This is a genomic window from Streptomyces griseofuscus, assembly GCF_014673495.1.
Taxonomy (GTDB): domain Bacteria; phylum Actinomycetota; class Actinomycetes; order Streptomycetales; family Streptomycetaceae; genus Streptomyces; species Streptomyces murinus.
This window is the reverse complement of record NZ_CP051006.1, coordinates 7,414,312-7,430,441: the sequence shown is the minus strand read 5'-3', so window position 1 is coordinate 7,430,441 and position 16,130 is coordinate 7,414,312. Positions and strand designations below refer to the sequence as shown.

Sequence of the window (16,130 nt, the reverse complement as noted above, 5' to 3'; positions counted from 1 at the left end):
TCTGCGGCGCAGCTCGGCGCCGAGCGCGGGGCGAGCGCGGGGCCGGTCGCCGGCGCTTGCGCGCGGCTGCGGCCGGGGGCTACGGCAGGGGCTGGGCGGATCTGTTGCCCTTTACGGGCGCGAGGCGGTCTTCAAAGCGGGCGGCTCCCGCACGCGCGCCGGGCCGGCGAGCCGTTCTGCACGGAAGCGTCCACTTCTCGGCCGACGGCACGGCAGTTCCCCAGGGGCGCGGGGAACTGCGCGACCAGCCACGACGGATCCGCACCCTCGTCCCCCTCATCAGCCCCCAAGAAGACTCACCCACCACCAGCCATCAGGCTCCCGCCCCCACCAACCTCGCCCCCGCCGTCTCCCGCAACGGCTCCGCCAGCGCAGCCAACGCATGCTCAAGGCCATGCACATGCGCCAGCGCCGGCGACGCCGGAGACTCGGTCGCCGTGACCGCCGGCCCCGCGGAGCCCCCCGTCAGCGCCTCGACCGCCGACTCCACCCGCCCGCACGCCGCCGCGAGCCGTGCGTCGTGCGACGCCTCCGGATCCGCCGCGACAGCCACCAGCCCCCGGATCTCACGCGCGCAGTCGTCGAGCAGCGCCAGCACCCTGCGGGCCCGCCGCTTACGGGCCGGCAGCGGGTTCAGCGGATGCACCAGCGGCGCCACGGACAGCCGCACCCGTTCGAGCAGCCTCTCCAGCTCGGCCACCCGCGGTCCGGGATCCGCCGTCGGCGAGCCCGCGAGCCGCGCCGCCGCCTCCGCCGTACAGGCGTGCACGCACCGCAGGGCCCGCTCGATCCACGCGTCCGTCGTGGCGTGCGTGGTCACCGGCAGCAGGAACAACACCGCGAGCGCGGCGCCGAACGCGCCCACCGCGGTCTCCCCGAGCCGCAGCGCCAGCAGTCCCGGAGTGAGGACGCCGAGCAGACCGTAGAGGAGTTCGGCGAGGACCGTCACCCAGAGCATCATCCAGGTGTAGGAGACGGCGGCGGAGTAGAAGATGCCGAAGACGGCGACCGCGAGCAGCGCGGCCGTCGGCACCGGCGCGCCGTGCAGCGGTACGGCGACGAGGAAGCCCAGGCCGACGCCGATCAGCGTGCCGAGGACCCGGCGGAAGCCCCGTACCAGCGTCTCGCCGCGCGAGGCGGTGTTGACGAAGACCCACCAGGTGGCGCCGACGGCCCAGTACCACCGCTGGCCGGACACCAGCTCGCCCACGACCAGCGCGAAGCCCGCGCCCGCCATCGCCTGGACCGCCTGGCGCGTGGTCACCCGGGCGAGCCCGCCGCCGCTGGACAGGGGGGCGGGGGCGGCGGCCGGGGGCAGGCTGCGCTCGTAGCACCACAGCCCGAAGCGCACCGCGGCCGCGCTGAGCACAGACAGCAGTACGGCGGCGGACAGCTCGGGCAGCCGGTCGGGGGCGGCGTGCAGGAACTGGGCGGTGAAGAACATCATGAAGGCGAACACCCCGAGGCTGTGCCCGCGCGGCCCCCAGCGCCGGGCGTACACCCCGGCGCCGACGACGGCGAGGAAGGCGAGGTCCCGCGCCACCGGATACGGGTGCAGCGCGGCCGCGGCGCCGAGCACCGGCAGGCCCACGACCGGCAGCAGGGCGGTGGTGACCGCCTGCCCGCGCACGGTGGGGTCGGCGACGGTGAACAGCGCGAGCAGCGCCGCGAGCCCGCCGGTGACCGCGCCGACGACGGAGTGCCCGACGAGCAGGCAGACCACCACGGCGAGCCCGATGCCGAGGACGGCCCGGGACGCCCAGCGCAATCGCGCCCGACCCGGGTCCGGAGCCACGAACACCTTCTTCAGCACTGCTGCCCTCCCCATGGACACCTTGGACGACCAAGGAAGACCTGAAAACAAAAGGCGCCGCGGGGATCCGCAGCGCCATCGACATGTCTATAAGAGCATCCCCTACCGCAGTGGCTCAAGTGATGCTCGATTCAGTGGGCCAACGGCCCAGCACAAGGCCCTGTCGCAGAGCCCCCGCGACGCCAACGGCGCAGGTCGAGCGGCACAGCGGTCCGAACGGGTACTGGGCCATTGGTACAGTCGTACATCATGGCCGTGGACGAGCTCGACACCCGCATCCTGCGACTGCTTCTGGAGCAGCCGCGCACCAGCGTGCGCGAGTACGCCCGGATTCTCGGCATAGCCCGCGGCACGCTCCAGGCCCGGCTCGACCGCATGGAGCGGGACGGGGTGATCACCGGTACGGGCCCCTCCCTGTCCCCCGCCGCCCTGGACCACCCCGTGCTCGCGTTCGTGCACATCGAGGTCACCCAGGGCCACCTGGACGATGTCGGGGACGCGCTGGCGGCGGTGCCGGAGATCGTGGAGGCGTTCTCGATCACGGGCGGCGGTGATCTGCTCGCCCGCGTGGTGGGCCGGGACAACGCCCATCTGGAGGATGTCATCCAGAAACTGATCAGCCTGCCGGGTGTGGTCCGCACCCGTACCGAGGTGGCCCTGCGCGAGCGCGTCCCCTACCGGCTGGGGCCCCTGGTGGAGGCGGTGGGCCGCGCCGCCCGCGCCTGATCCCGGCATGCTGGAGCGCATGAGCGATCTCGGCGCCCTCGCGGTCATCTTCGATCTCGACGGAACGCTGGTGGACAGCGAGCCGAACTACTACGAGGCGAGCCGTCTGGCCCTGGCCGAGTACGGCGTCCCGGACTACACCTGGACGGACCACGAGAGCTACGTCGGTGTCAGCACCCGGGACACGGTCCTGCTCTGGCGGGATCGCTACGGGCTGGTTGCCCCGGCCGAGGAACTGCTGGCCGCGACGGACCGGCGCTATCTGGAGCTGGCCCGCGCCGACACGCGCGTGTATCCCGAGATGCGGGCGCTGCTTGAGCTGCTGGCCGCCGACGGCGTACCGGCCGCGGTGGCCTCGGGTTCCTCCCCCGAGGCCGTGGCCGCGGTCCTGGCCGGCACCGGCCTCGACGCCCTGGTCTCCGTGGTGGTCTCGGCGGCCGACGTCGCGCGCGGCAAGCCGGCGCCGGACACCTTCCTGGAGGCCGCCCGGCGGCTCGGGGCGGATCCGTACGACTGCGTGGTCCTGGAGGACGCGGCTCCGGGCGCGGCCGCCGCGCACGCCGCCGGGATGCGCTGTATCGCCGTCCCCTATGTCGCCGAGCAGGCCGACGATCCCGGGTTCGCCACGGCGAGCCTGCTGCTGCGCGGCGGCCAGAAGGAGTTCACGGCCCGCTCGGCGTACGCCTGGCTCCGGGGAACGGCCGCCACGAACTCCGCCTGATGCCTGAGACCCCGAATGCGACGCGACACTTGGTGCTCTATAGCAGGACAAACACCGACGCGCCGGATTTTCCTCGCTTACCCGCACAAGGGCCGGCCGCTGCTTAGCGTGGCCCCCATGACCATGGACACGGCCCGGCCGGCCGACGACCGGCGCCGCTGGCAGGCGCTCTGGGTCTGTCTCACGGCGGGCTTCATGACGCTGCTGGACAGTTCGATCGTGAATGTCGCCCTGCCCTCGATGGAACGCGGCCTCGGCGCCGACACCGCCGCCCTGTCCTGGGTCGTCTCGGGCTACGCGCTCACCTTCGGACTCGCCCTCGTGCCCGCCGGGCGGCTCGGGGACCTGCGCGGACGGCGCACGGTCTTCCTGTACGGGCTCGCCCTGTTCACGCTGGCCTCGGCCGCGTGCGGACTGGCCACCGACGCCGGCTGGCTGGTGTTCTTCCGGCTGTCGCAGGGCGTGGCCTCCGGCATCCTGGCGCCGCAGACCACCGGGCTGATCCAGCAGATGTTCCGGGGCACCGAGCGGGCACGGGCGTTCGGCATGCTGGGCAGCGTCGTCGGGCTGTCCACGGCGATCGGGCCGCCCGCCGGCGGACTGCTGATCCATCTGTTCGGCACCGACGACGGCTGGCGCTGGGTGTTCTACGTCAACCTGCCGATCGGTGTCGCCGCCTTCTGCGCGGCGCTGCGGCTGCTGCCGCGCACCCCGCCCGCGACCGGCAGGCGCGAGGGCATCGACCTGACCGGTGTGCTGCTCCTCGGCACCGGCGTGCTGGCGCTGATGCTGCCCCTGGTGCAGGAGCAGCAGTGGACGGGCCGGCTGAAGTGGGCGCTGCTGCCGGTGGCCGCGCTGCTGCTGGCGGGATTCTGGGCGTGGGAGCGCTGGCAGGGCTGGTGGGGGCAGGCGCCGCTGCTGGACCTGCGGCTGTTCGCCCAGCGGTCCTTCTCGCTCGGGGTGCTGCTGAATCTGGTCTACTTCGCGGGTTTCACCACGCTCTTCTTCGTCTACACGCTGTTCCTCCAGAACGGCGTGGGCTACACGGCGCTCGCGGCCGGGTTCTCCTCGCTGCCGTTCGCGTGCGGTTCGGCGATCGGCGCGGGGGTGAGCGGCCGACTCGTCGTACGGCACGGGCGCAAGCTGGTGGTCGCCGGGCTGGCGGTGGTGGCGCTGGGCCTGCTCGCGGTGATCGCGACGGTGCAGCTGGTGCCGGGGCAGGGCGTGGCCTGGGCGGCGGCGCTGCCCCTGCTGATCGCGGGCCTCGGCTCGGGCGTCACCATCTCCCCCAACACCACGCTCACCCTGGCGACCGTTCCCGTGCAGCGGGCGGGCGCGGCGGGCGGGGTGCTGGTGACCGCCCAGCGCATCGGCTCGGCCGCCGGGATCGCCGCCGTGGGCGCGGTGTACTTCGCCCACCTGGCCAACCACGGCAGCCCGGCGCGGGCGCTCCAGCTGGGTCTGCTGACCGCCGTGGGCATCATCGTCCTCGCCCTGGTCCTCGCGGTGGCCGACCTGCGGGAACGACAGACGGAACCGCTGGGCGCGGTGCGCGGCGCGGCACGGCCGGAGGAACACGATCAGGCGGTTTGAGAAACGCTCGGCCCGAGAGCGCCTCGGCGCGTCGCCCGGCCCTATGAGCGCTTCTTCGGCTTCCCGCGCTTCGCCGCCGGCTTGGCTCCGCCCGTGCGGGCCCGCTGTCCCCGGCCGCCCGAGGACTTGGCGGCCCCGGGCTTCTGCCGGGCGCCGGACTGACCGGCGCCCCGGGACTTCCTGTCGCCCTGGGGCTTGCCCGCCGATTTGGCTCCCGGCTTGGCCGTACGGCCCTCCGCCGTACCGCCGTCCGCCGGGCGGCCCGCCGCTCCGCGCCCCCGGGTGCTGTTGACCGTGCGGCCCCGGACGATGCCGATGAACTCCTCGACCAGATCGGTGGTGGCCGCCTCCGGCCAGGACAGGGCGACGCCGGACTGGGGCGCGTCGGTGACCGGGCGGTAGGTGAGGTCGCGGCGGTGGTGGAGGCGGGCCAGCGACTGCGGGACGACGAGGAGGCCGACGTTCGCCGCGACCAGCTCGATCGCGTCCAGGGTCGTCGCGGGCCGCTCGAACGCGGCCTCGCCGGGCGGCCGGTCCCAGTCGAAGACGTCGTCCAGGGGATGGAAGAGCACCTCGTCGGCGAGGTCCTCCAGGGTGACCTCGTCGGCGGCCGTGATCACATGGTCCTTGGGGACGACGACCACGCTGGTCTCGGTGTAGAGCGGGATCGCGCTGAAGAAGTCGCGGTCCACGGGCAGCCGTACAAGACCCGCGTCGGCTTCCCCCGCGCGCATCAGCTCCGGCGCCTCGGCGGCCGGGACCTGCGTGAGGGTGAGCGGGATGTCGGGCAGGCGTTCGTGCCAGACCTTCACCCATTTGGCGGGTGTCACTCCGGGGACGTACGCGAGCCGGAACGACGGTGATTCCTCCGAGCCTGTCACCAGGCCAGGTTACCGGCCGCGGCCCCGCCCATGGTCACCGGCCGTGATCCCCTGCGTCCGCCGCCCGGCTCGTGGTCGGCTCCCGCACGCACGGCCGATACCCTTGTCCTCATGAAGTCGCAGCAGAGCACCCAGACGATGAAGCCCGCGACCGCGGCGAAGAAGCTGGGTGTGTACCTCCCCGCCACCCCCGCCTCCTTCCAGGAGGGTGCGGTCTCGCGTGCCGAGCTCAACGAGCTCCAGACCGACCCGCCCCAGTGGCTGCGCGAGCTGCGTCTCAACGGTCCGCACCCACGTCCGGTGGTCGCCTCGAAGCTCGGCGTCTCCATCGCCGGTCTGGCGCGCGGCGGCGTCACCGAGGCGCTGACCACGGAGCAGATCGAGGCGCTCAAGCAGGAGCGGCCCGAGTGGCTCCTCAAGGAGCAGGCCACCCAGGTCGAGGTCCGCAAGGAAGCGGCGCGGATCAAGAACCTGAAGCAGCAGAAGGACGCGGCGAAGGACTCGTCGCAGAGCTGATCCCCCGCTTCTCCACAGGCTTGCCCCCAGCGCCCTCCGTTCGTCGGAGGGCGCTGTCAGTGGTCGCCTCTAGAGTTCCCGTCACTTGATCATTGCGGGGCGGGAGGCACGTATGGGGTGGGTGTCGGCCGGTGAGTACGAGGTCGCCCTCGACGGCAAGAAGGTGGTGCCGCAACGCGTCCGGGCGGATGTTGAAGTCGGTGTCACCGAAGATCGCTGCGCCGGTCCGGGCTCGCGACGGCGGCCGAACTCCTCACGGACCTGCACCCCGCCGCCGCGGACCGCGCGCATGACGTCTGCGGCCGCCTGCGCCCCACCGACCCCGACCGCTTCGCCCGCGCCTGGCTGGCCGCGGCCCATTGCACGAGTGAGCTGGACCGCACGCTGTGCCTGGCCGCGTGGACGTCCTGACCTCGCCACGCGGCCGACCCGGGCCTCAAGACCTAAGGCTTCAAGGTCTCAAGACCTCAACTGCATTGGAGAAGGCCCGCGTTGTGCTTGGCGTCGAGTATCCGGCGCACACTGTCGTCGATCTTGGCCCGGTAGGAGGCGTCCTGCCCCATCCGGGTCTGGATGGCCTGCGCCATCGCGGGTATGACGTCCGGCCGTACCGTGAGGATCATGTCCCCGCCGGCCGAGGTGAAGTTCAACGCCCGCTGGGCAGGGGTGAAGGACCGTACGGCGACCGCGTTCCCGATGTCGTCCGAGATGACCACGCCCTTGAAGCCCATCTGGCCGCGCAGCAGTTGGCCGATGACCGTCGGCGAGAAGGCCGCGATGTGCTGGGCGTCGATCTTGTTGTAGGTGGCCGAGGAGACCATCACGAAGGGCGATCCGGCCTGGATCCCGGACTTGAACGGGTCGAGGCTGGCGCTGGTGCTGGTCGTCACCGAGTCCACGACATTGGCGGTGGTGTCGGTGTTGCCGATCACCTGGCCCAGCCCCGGGAAGTGCTTGAGCGTGGTCATCACGCCCGACTGCTTGAAGCCCGCGGCGAAGGCACCGGTGTGGGAGGTCACGGGGCCCGGGGTGTTGCCGTACTCGCGCTGGAAGGAGCCGATGGGGATGTTGCGGGTGCCCAGCGAGGCGGGGACCACGTCGGCGACCGGTGCCAGGTTCAGATCGACCCCGGCGCGCTTGAGTTGCTGGGCCCAGATGGCGGCCTCGGCGCGCAGCATCGTGGTCGACTTCTTGCCCTGGGTCACCCCATTGGGCATGGCCGAGAAGCCGGGACCGTTGAGCACCTGTACCTTGCCGCCCTCCTGGTCCGTCGCCACCACCAGGCCGACCTGCTTGCCGCCGACCCGGTCCGCCTGGCCCCGGAAACCGTCGACGATCTTCCGGGTCGCCGCCGTACCGGCGGAGCTGCGGCCGGTCAGCATGACGGAGCCCACGTGGTTGTCCCGCAGGATGCGCAGCTGGGCCTGGTCCGGTTGGGCGGCGTTGACACCGCCCATGAAGAGCTGTCCGACCCGCTGAGCCGTGGTCATACCGGCCAGGATCTGATCGGTGCAGGAGGTGGCGGTCGCCATCGGGGCGGTGTGCGCGGTGGCGGTGCCGGTGGGGCTCGGCGTCGGGCTCGTGGCGCCCGGAGTCGGTGTGCCCTGGGTGGCGACGGTGTTTCGGAGGGAGGTCGTGGTCGTCCCGGGCGTGACCGATGCCCCGCAGCCGGCGACGGCGAGCGCCAGAGTGGTCAGCGGAACCCCGGTGCGCAGGGCTGTGCGGCGGCTCCTGGGCCGCTGCCGGACGCGTATTCTCATGCTTCCTCTCCCGGCCTGAACGGACCGGGACTGCCGCGTACTGCGCAACCACTTCTGTCGCGGCGAGCCCGGCTTGCTGCGTCCACCACACCGTACGTGATTGAGCATTTGTTCGCCCCACGACGGAGGTGAGCGAGCACGGGCGCCGGCGAGGCGTGCAGAAGCCCTCCAGGGACCCGGTCAGGAGCCGTAGTGCGGGGTCACCACTTCAGCAAATGGACGATCTCCTCGGCGCTCGGTGCAACCCGAAGAGCACAGCAGATCACGGACCTTCCCGTCGCACTGGTGTGGTCTCCGTACGCTTCATCGGGGTCGTCCGGCTCCCAACGTCCGATCTCGATCTCCCAGGAAGCTCGGCATCACCGGGTTCTGGTGCTTGGACCGTCATGTGGAAACCGTCGGAGTCATACGGCTCCGCGAAGATGACACTGCCGGCATCGTCCAGTGACGCCAACATCCCGTCGACCCTGGAGTGTGCTGCGACCAGCACCCGGAGGTCAGCGGCGGCCTTCTCCCGTTCCTCCGGTGGCGTTCGATCTCCGGCTCATCCTCCGAGGAAGTCCCTGAGTATTCGGCGAGTGCCGCACGCAACTCGCTTTCTTCCAGCTTGAGTTCGGAATGGATCGCCCTACTCGTACCACAGGCTATGGGCACCGGTGAGCAGAGCGGCTCGGACAGCGGCGTCGGTCAGCGCCGCAAGGTGCTGGTGCGGGCAGGCGCGCCCACGCCGCTCGCGGCGGTCGTGGACGCCGACAGGGACGGTGGCGAAAGCGGAGATCCGACTGAGAGCGTCGACGATCGGAGCCGCGAGGCGCGCGTCGCCAAGGCTCGTCACGGTCTTGGACACGACGCCATCCGCACTCTGATAGGTCGCCAGAATCTGAGACTTACCGCGATTGGCGTGCTGAGAGTAGACGGTCAAGGAAACGCCTCTCGCCCATCCTGTGGACGGCAGCCGGACAGGAGGGGTGATGGGTGCGTAGGAGTGTGGAAAGAGGTGGTGGCGAGGGCGTGTTCCGACGCTCCATACCTCCACGTGACCGGAGGTGGCCCAGGTACCGTCCCAGGCTCCACTCCTGTCCGCAGGCCAGACAGAAGTCCCGCCGACCGCAAGTGGGGTGTCGCAACGGCTCGGGCCGAAGGGACGCCGAAGCACTGGAAGTGAGCTGCGTCCAGGAGATGTTGGGCCGGCCGGTCCGTCCGCCACAGCCACCACGCGCCCCAGCCATCGTGGCCGGTGTTCACCGGTCGTACAGCCCACGAGCGGAAACGTCCCTCACTCCAGGAAACTCAGCCGAGGAAACTGAGACGCACCGTGCGCTCGGGGTTGTCCTTGTTCGTGTCCACCAGACACACCGACTGCCACGTGCCGAGTTCCAGGTGGCCGGCGATCACCGGCAACGTGGCGTGTGGTGGGACCAGCGCCGGGAGGACGTGGTCGCGGCCGTGGCCGGGGCTGCCGTGGCGGTGTTGCCAGCGGTCGTCGGCGGGGAGCAGGGTGTGCAGGGCGGCGAGAAGGTCGTCGTCGCTGCCCGCGCCGGTCTCGATGACGGCGATCCCGGCGGTGGCGTGCGGGACGAAGATGTTCAGCAGGCCGTCGCGACCGCCCGCCGCATCCCGCAGGAAGTCCTCGCAGTCCCCGGTGAGGTCGACGACGCGTTCCCGGCTGCCGGTGGAGACGTTCAGGATTCGGGTGGTGAAGGCATCTGACATGGCTCCCATCCTGACGCATGGGTACGACAGCGGGTGGGAAGAGCCGCGCACGGCACGCTGTTGGTAGAAGCGTGAACGAATTGCGTGAGGTCGAGGTGGTCGTCGTAGGCGCTGGTCAGGCAGGACTGGCCGGCGCCTATCACTTGCGCCGCACCGGATTCGAGCCGGACCGCGACTTCGTGGTCCTCGACCACTCCCCCGCACCGGGTGGCGCCTGGCAGTTCCGCTGGCCCTCGCTGACATACGGCAAGGTGCACGGGATGCACGCGCTGCCCGGCATGGAGCTGACCGACGCCGATCCCGCGCGCCCCTCGGCCGAGGTGATCGGCGCGTACTTCGATCGGTACGAGCACGCCTTCGACCTGCGGGTACGGCGCCCGGTGGCGGTGCGGGCGGTGCGCGAGGGGGACGGCGGGCGGCTGCTCGTGGAGACCGCCGACGGCATCTGGTCGACCCGGGCGCTGATCAACGCGACCGGCACCTGGGATCATCCGTTCCGGCCGCACTATCCGGGCCAGGAGACCTTCCGCGGGCGGCAGTTGCACACCGCGCAGTACGCCGGGCCCGCGGAGTTCGCCGGGAAGCGGGTGGTGGTCGTCGGCGGCGGCGCCTCCGGCACCCAGCATCTGCTGGAACTCGCCCCGTACGCCGCCGCGACCACCTGGGTCACCCGGCGGCCGCCGGTCTTCCGCGAGGGCCCGTTCGACGAGGGCGCCGGGCGGGCCGCCGTCGCGCTGGTGGAGGAACGGGTGCGCGAGGGGCTGCCGCCGCGCAGCGTGGTCTCGGTCACCGGGCTGCCCCTGAACGACGCGATCCGCCGGGGACTCGCGGACGGCGTCCTGGACCGGCGGCCGATGTTCGACCGGATCACCCCCGACGGCGTGGAATGGCGGGACGGCGGCCGCGTGGACGCCGATGTGATCCTGTGGGCGACCGGGTTCCGGCCGGCGCTCGGCCATCTCGCCCCGCTGCGGCTGCGCGCACCGGGCGGCGGGATCCGCATGGAGGGGACGCGCACCGCGGCCGATCCCCGGATCCACCTCGTCGGCTACGGCCCCTCGGCCAGCACCATCGGCGCCAACCGGGCCGGTCGCGCGGCCGTACGGGACATCAGGCGGTTGCTGGCGGAGGACCGACCGGCCGCCGCATGACGAACCGCCGGACCGCCGCGCCCCGTTGAACCGGTCGGCGCAGGACCGGTCGACGCCCTCTCAGCCTGCCTTGCCGGACCGTGTCGCGGACGGGGACGTGGAGTGGCTCGGTGACGGGCTCTGGTTCGGCGACGGGCTCTGGCCCTGGCCCGCCTGCTGCCCGACCTTCTGCTGCTCGGAGTTGAAGTCCGCCACATTGCGCATGTGTGTGTCGTAGTCGGCGGTGAAGCGCGTGTCCCCGGGCTTGACCGTCACGAAGTACAGCCAGTCGCCCGGCGTCGGATTGATGGCGGCGCGCATCGCGTCCTCGCCGGGACTGCCGATCGGCGTCGGCGGCAGGCCCATGCGCTGATAGGTGTTGTAGGGGCTGTCGCTCCTGGTGTCGTCCTCGGTGGTGCGCGCGCGGCCCAGCGCGTAGATGAGCGTGGAGTCCAGTTGCAGCGGCATCCCGCGCTCCAGCCGGTTGAGGATGACCCGGGCGACCTTGCCCATGTCCTCCTTCTTCACGGCCTGGGCCTGGACGATGCTGGCGATGGTGAGGGCCTGGTAGACGTTCATCGAGTTGCGCTGCGCCCCGGCCGCGACCGGTGCGCCGTCGAACTTCTCGTGGGCGGTGTCCACCATGGACCGCAGCACGGACTCGGGGGTCGCGCCCTTGCGCAAGGGGTAGGACGTCGGGAAGAGATAGCCCTCCGGGTTGCCCCCGGCGTCCTTGGGCAGCGTCAGCCGGGCCTTGCCGAGCGAGCCGCGGGTGCTACCCGAAGGCAGGGCGAGCGCCTTGTCGATCGCGTCGTAGACCTGGGTCGCGCGCCAGCCCTCCGGGACGACGAGCGCGGCGGGCCTGGGCGCCTCATGGTGCTCGGCCACCGTCAGCAGCGGCACCGCCACGGCGGTGCCGGCGACGACGGCGCCGGCCACGACGAGAGCGAGTCTGCCCCGGCGTGTCAGTCGGGTCCTTCTCCGTGGCGGAATGTGCATCAGCATGCGGGAACCGTAATACGCGAATCACCGCAAACACGACATATATTCAGCTCGTCGGCCCAGTCACCCGTCTCGGTCCGAGGCGCCGGACGCCCGTCCGTGCCCTTGACCTCTGGTCGCCGCTTTCACCCGGCCGGCTCCAGTTGCGCGTCCCTGCGCACCAGGGCGGCGTACCGCCCGTCGCGCTCCAGCAGTTCCTCGTGCGTGCCGCGTTCGGCGACATGCCCGGAGTCCAGCACCACGATCTGGTCGGCGTCGCGGACGGTGGACAGCCGGTGGGCGATGGTGATCGTCGTACGGTTCGCCGAGAGGGCGTCGATGGCCTCCTGCACGGCGGCCTCGGTCCGGGTGTCCAGGGCGCTGGTCGCCTCGTCCAGGATGAGGACCGGCGGGTCACGCAGGATGGTGCGGGCTATGGCGAGGCGCTGCTTCTCGCCGCCGGAGAAGCGGTGGCCGCGCTCGCCCACGACCGTGTCATAGCCGTCGGGCAGCGCCGCTATGTGCTCGTGGATCTGCGCCGCCCGGGCCGCGGCATGCAGTTCCTCGTCGGTGGCGCCCGGCTTGGCGAAGCGCAGGTTCTCGGCGACGGAGGCGTGGAAGAGGTACGTCTCCTGCGAGACCACGCCGACCGCGCGGGCGAGGGTGTCGAAGTCCAGGTCGCGGACGTCGACCCCGTCGAGGGTGACCCGGCCGTCGGTGACGTCGTAGAGCCGTGGCACCAGGTAGCCCAGGGTGGACTTGCCCGCGCCGGTGGGGCCGACGACCGCGAGGCTGCTGCCGGCGGGGACGGTGACGTCGATGCCGTCGAGGACGGGACCGCCCTTGTCGTCGTAGCGGAACCCGACCTCCTCGAAGCGGACTTCGCCCTTGACCCGGTCGAGGTGGACTGGGCGGGGGCGCTCGGTGATGTCGATCGGCAGGTCCAGGTACTCGAAGATGCGCTGGAAGAGCGCGAGGGAGGTCTGGATCTGGACGCCGGTGGCCAGCAGGCTCACGGCCGGGCGGAACAGGCCCTGCTGGAGCGAGACGAAGGCGACGATGGTGCCGAGCGACACCTGGGGGCCGCCGAACTGGAGGGCGAGACCGGCCGTCCAGTAGATGACGGCGGGCATGGCGGCCATCACGATGGTGATCACGGCCATCCGCCAGCGTCCGGCCATGTTCGACCGGACCTCCAGGTCGACCAGTCGCTCGGACTCGTCGGCGAAGGAGCCGGTCAGCGAGTCGGTGCGGCCCATGGTGCGGCCGAGCAGGATGCCGCTGACCGAGAGGGACTCGGTGACCGTGGCGGCCATCGCGGCCATCTGCTTCTGGCGCTCGGTGGTGATCCGCTTGCGCTCATTGCCGACGCGGCGGCTGATCCAGACGAAGGCCGGCAGCAGGAGCAGCGAGACGATGGTGAGCCGCCAGTCGAGGGCGACCATCGCGACGATGGTGGCGACCACGCTGGTGGCGTTGGAGACCAGGGAGGTGGCGGTGGAGGTGACCGTCGCCTGCATGCCGCCGATGTCATTGGCTATGCGGGACTGCACCTCGCCGGTGCGGGTGCGGGTGAAGAAGGCCAGCGACATCCGCTGGAGCCGGCCGTAGACGGCGGTGCGCAGGTCGTGCATGACGCGCTGGCCGACGGTGGTCGAGATCAGCGTCTGGAGCACGCCGAAGACGCTGGAGAGGACCGCGCTGAGGATCATGCCGAGCGCGAGCAGGCTCAGCAGGCCGGTGCGGCCGCGCGGGATGGCGACGTCGAGGATCTCCTTGAGCAGGAACGGTGTGGCCACCGAGACCAGCGAGGAGGCGCCGACCAGCAGGCCGACGACGGCGAGCCGCCCGCGGTAGGGACGGAACAGCTTGAGGATCCGCCGCCACTGCCGGGGCATGTCCTTGGCGTCGGCGGGCGGGGTCCAGGAGGACTCACGGTCGGGATGCATGGGCTCCTACGGAGGTGAGCGGTCGCCGGCCGGGACCGGCAGGCGATGACGGAACGGATCGTAGCTCATTGTTACCTATACTCACAATGAACTGCATCCTGATATTGTTCCCGCATGACCACCCCCGATCCCGAGGGACTGCTCGCCGAGCAGTTGCTGCGGCTCACCCGCCGGGTGCACCGCATCCAGAAGCGCCATCTGGAACAGCGTGAGCTGGGCATCACCCCCGCCCAGTCCCGGTTGCTGCGCACCCTCGCGCACTACCCTTCCCCGCCACGCATGGCCGACCTCGCCGAGCGCCTGGAAGTGGTGCCGCGCGCGGTGACGACGCTGGTCGACGGGCTGGAGGCGAGCGGCAAGGTGCGCCGGGCCGCGGATCCGGCGAACCGGCGCGTGACCCGGATCGAGCTGACCGACGAGGGGCGCGCGACCCTGCGCGAACTGCGCGGCGCGCGCCGCTCGGCGGCCGAGGAGATACTCGCCCCGCTCACCGGCAAGGAGCGCGAGGTGCTCGGCGTGCTGCTGGACACCCTGGTTGACGGAGACGCCGCCAAGCCCTGCTGAGGCCCCCCGGCGCGACGGTCGGAGCCATCGCGCCGAAGGGCTCCGAGGGGCTTCCGGCTAGCAGCCCCTGCGGTCCAGCGTCAGCGCGCCCTGGGCGGTGGCCAGCGTGTGGTCGTAGCAGCCGCCCGAGCCGTACGACCGGTAGCGCTCCGACGAGGTGCCGACCGCGTGCCGCTGCTCGCGCGGGGCGTCGAGGGCGTAGGAGGCGTCGCCGCGGTAGGTGTCGTCCAGCCGCGACCACGCGGTGCGCCGGCCGCCGCGCAGCTCGGTCACCGACGCGCGGTCGCCGAGCGTCAGGACGGTGCGCAGCCGGTCGTCGGAGCCGATGGTGGTGACGCCGTCGAGGGTGTACGTCCGCAGCGTGCGCGCCGACCGCGCGGGACCGGACCCGGTGGTGGCGACGGCCTGGTCGTCGGTCCAGGTCGCGTTCAGTCCGTCGGTGTTCTCGCCGTCGGTCCAGCGGTGGACGGAGGTGTCGGCCAGGGTCCGGGTGACGGTGGTGGTCACTCGTCCGTGAGAGGTGTCGAGGTATCCGCTGACGGTGAGCCGGTGCCCGGCCTTCGTGTCCGCCCGGTTCTCCGAACCCGGTGTATAGGTCGAGGAGTTGACCAGGTCGGTCGCCGTGTCCTCGGTGACCGCCCCGGTGAGGCGGTCGCGGTGCGCGTCCTGCCAGACCAGCACGTTCACCGGGGTGCTCCAGCCGGCCTGGCCCGCCGGCACGCCCACGACGGATACCTCGACCCGGTGCGGGCGGCCGTCGTCCAGCAGTCCGGCGAAGGGGGTCAGGTCGTACTCGATGGGCCGGACATCGAAGGCACCCGGGGCCGGGACGACGTACCAGAGGTACGGATCGGACCAGCCGCCTGTCCACACGTTCGGAAAGGGCGCGGCGATGCCCGCCGTCCGGCCGTCGACCTTGATCTGCACCTCGCGGTAGGGGCCGTGATCGGCCTTGCAGGAGTACGACGCCGGGTCGGCCACCGTCAGGTACCAGAACTCCTCGCAGCCGCCGCCGGATCCGGTCGCGTAGACCTCGGCGACGATCCGCTCGCTGTTGCGCGGCGTGGTGAGCGTCGTACCGTCGGGCGTGTCGGCGAGGGTGAGCACGCGGTCGGGGGTGCGTCCGGCGGGGCTGCCCGCGTAGAACGTCAGGGTGACGTGGACGTCGATGACGCCGGTGTAGGTGTCGTCGACCACATTGCCGATCAGCATCTCGACGTCCCGCGGGCTCCGGAAGGTGTCGCTGTAGCGGGTGACATCCTTCTCGACGTGCCAGGCGATGCCGTCCGGCGAGGGCTCCGGGGTGGAGGTGCGCAGGATCTCGACCCCGCCGACGTGCAGATAGCCGAGCCGGTCGTACTGACGGCCCTTCACCGTGCCGTCCAGGCGGAGTACGACCTTGCTCCAATGGTCGCCGCAGCCCTTGGGCGGGGTGTACGCGCCCCGGTAGGGGGTGAAGTCGCGGAACTGCGTGTCGGCCAGGGTGACCTGACAGGACTTGGTGTGCGGCCGGGCGACGGGCGGGGCGGCGGTCACCGGGTCGTGCCAGTCGGTGCCGAACTCGGCGGGAACGCCGGCGGCCCGCGCGGTCGCGGTTCCGGCGCCGAGGAACGCGCCGACCAGCAGGACCGCGGTCGCAAGCATGGACATGACTATCCGTTGTCTCATGGGCGGTGTTCTACGGGGAGTTGGGCCCGCCCGCAATGAGGCGTCGGGGGAAGGAGCCGCCACACGGAGCGCATCTGGCGCATCGTCACCCTGACAGACATTTAGTGCTATAAGC

General features: G+C 71.5%; 14 protein-coding genes. 6 read left to right on the top strand and 8 right to left on the bottom strand.

Features of this window, described 5'->3' with window-relative positions; genetic code table 11:
• Nucleotides 1–313: 313 nt before the first annotated feature.
• Nucleotides 314–1,813 carry an FUSC family protein gene (locus tag HEP81_RS33685; RefSeq protein WP_037659069.1) on the bottom strand — a complete coding sequence of 500 codons (1,500 nt, stop codon included), beginning with the start codon at nt 1,811–1,813 and terminating at the stop codon, nt 314–316.
• A 249-nt stretch (nt 1,814–2,062) separates the two neighbouring features.
• Between HEP81_RS33685 and HEP81_RS33680 the strand changes: the two genes are divergently transcribed.
• From HEP81_RS33680 to HEP81_RS33670, 3 genes are all read left to right on the top strand, one after another.
• Nucleotides 2,063–2,539, top strand: coding sequence for an Lrp/AsnC family transcriptional regulator (locus HEP81_RS33680; RefSeq protein WP_172427374.1), 477 nt, complete (start codon nt 2,063–2,065; stop codon nt 2,537–2,539).
• Nucleotides 2,540–2,558: 19 nt separating this feature from the next.
• Nucleotides 2,559–3,260: an HAD family hydrolase gene (locus HEP81_RS33675; protein ID WP_037659170.1), complete on the top strand. Its 702-nt coding sequence runs from the start codon at nt 2,559–2,561 to the stop codon at nt 3,258–3,260.
• A 117-nt stretch (nt 3,261–3,377) separates the two neighbouring features.
• Nucleotides 3,378–4,853 carry an MFS transporter gene (locus tag HEP81_RS33670; protein WP_037659072.1) on the top strand — a complete coding sequence of 492 codons (1,476 nt, stop codon included), beginning with the start codon at nt 3,378–3,380 and terminating at the stop codon, nt 4,851–4,853.
• A 41-nt stretch (nt 4,854–4,894) separates the two neighbouring features.
• Here the strand turns inward: HEP81_RS33670 and HEP81_RS33665 are convergent, their stop codons facing one another.
• Nucleotides 4,895–5,734: a LysR family substrate-binding domain-containing protein gene (locus HEP81_RS33665; RefSeq protein ID WP_051850381.1), complete on the bottom strand. Its 840-nt coding sequence runs from the start codon at nt 5,732–5,734 to the stop codon at nt 4,895–4,897.
• A gap of 111 nt (nt 5,735–5,845) precedes the next feature.
• Between HEP81_RS33665 and HEP81_RS33660 the strand changes: the two genes are divergently transcribed.
• On the top strand, nt 5,846–6,250 hold the full coding sequence (locus tag HEP81_RS33660; protein ID WP_037659077.1) for a DUF5997 family protein: 405 nt from the start codon (nt 5,846–5,848) through the stop codon (nt 6,248–6,250).
• Between the two features lie 467 nt (nt 6,251–6,717).
• Here the strand turns inward: HEP81_RS33660 and HEP81_RS33655 are convergent, their stop codons facing one another.
• From HEP81_RS33655 to HEP81_RS33645, 3 genes are all read right to left on the bottom strand, one after another.
• Complete coding sequence (locus tag HEP81_RS33655) at nt 6,718–8,010, bottom strand: glycoside hydrolase family 3 N-terminal domain-containing protein (RefSeq protein WP_037659078.1); 1,293 nt, start codon at nt 8,008–8,010, stop codon at nt 6,718–6,720.
• A 628-nt stretch (nt 8,011–8,638) separates the two neighbouring features.
• Entirely contained in the window at nt 8,639–8,932 is a 294-nt protein-coding gene (locus tag HEP81_RS33650; protein WP_051850383.1) for a hypothetical protein, read from the bottom strand.
• 368 nt (nt 8,933–9,300) lie between these two features.
• Nucleotides 9,301–9,723, bottom strand: coding sequence for a secondary thiamine-phosphate synthase enzyme YjbQ (locus tag HEP81_RS33645; RefSeq protein ID WP_037659080.1), 423 nt, complete (start codon nt 9,721–9,723; stop codon nt 9,301–9,303).
• Nucleotides 9,724–9,794: 71 nt separating this feature from the next.
• Between HEP81_RS33645 and HEP81_RS33640 the strand changes: the two genes are divergently transcribed.
• Nucleotides 9,795–10,874, top strand: a complete 1,080-nt coding sequence (locus tag HEP81_RS33640; protein WP_190276060.1) for an NAD(P)-binding domain-containing protein — start codon at nt 9,795–9,797, stop codon at nt 10,872–10,874.
• A gap of 60 nt (nt 10,875–10,934) precedes the next feature.
• On the opposite strand, the gene mltG is transcribed toward HEP81_RS33640, so the two are convergent.
• The gene (mltG, locus tag HEP81_RS33635; RefSeq protein WP_078967532.1) at nt 10,935–11,858 is read right to left on the bottom strand and encodes an endolytic transglycosylase MltG; all 924 of its coding nucleotides are present in this window, start codon (nt 11,856–11,858) and stop codon (nt 10,935–10,937) included.
• Nucleotides 11,859–11,980: 122 nt separating this feature from the next.
• Nucleotides 11,981–13,783 (bottom strand): ABC transporter ATP-binding protein, encoded by a 1,803-nt coding sequence (locus HEP81_RS33630; RefSeq protein ID WP_037659083.1) that lies wholly within the window; start codon nt 13,781–13,783, stop codon nt 11,981–11,983.
• Nucleotides 13,784–13,897: 114 nt separating this feature from the next.
• Here HEP81_RS33630 and HEP81_RS33625 point away from each other — a divergent pair, with 114 nt between their 5' ends.
• Nucleotides 13,898–14,347 carry a MarR family winged helix-turn-helix transcriptional regulator gene (locus HEP81_RS33625; protein ID WP_037659085.1) on the top strand — a complete coding sequence of 150 codons (450 nt, stop codon included), beginning with the start codon at nt 13,898–13,900 and terminating at the stop codon, nt 14,345–14,347.
• Nucleotides 14,348–14,404: 57 nt separating this feature from the next.
• Here the strand turns inward: HEP81_RS33625 and HEP81_RS33620 are convergent, their stop codons facing one another.
• Nucleotides 14,405–16,015 (bottom strand): peptide-N4-asparagine amidase, encoded by a 1,611-nt coding sequence (locus tag HEP81_RS33620; RefSeq protein ID WP_190276059.1) that lies wholly within the window; start codon nt 16,013–16,015, stop codon nt 14,405–14,407.
• Between the last annotated feature and the right edge of the window lie 115 nt (nt 16,016–16,130).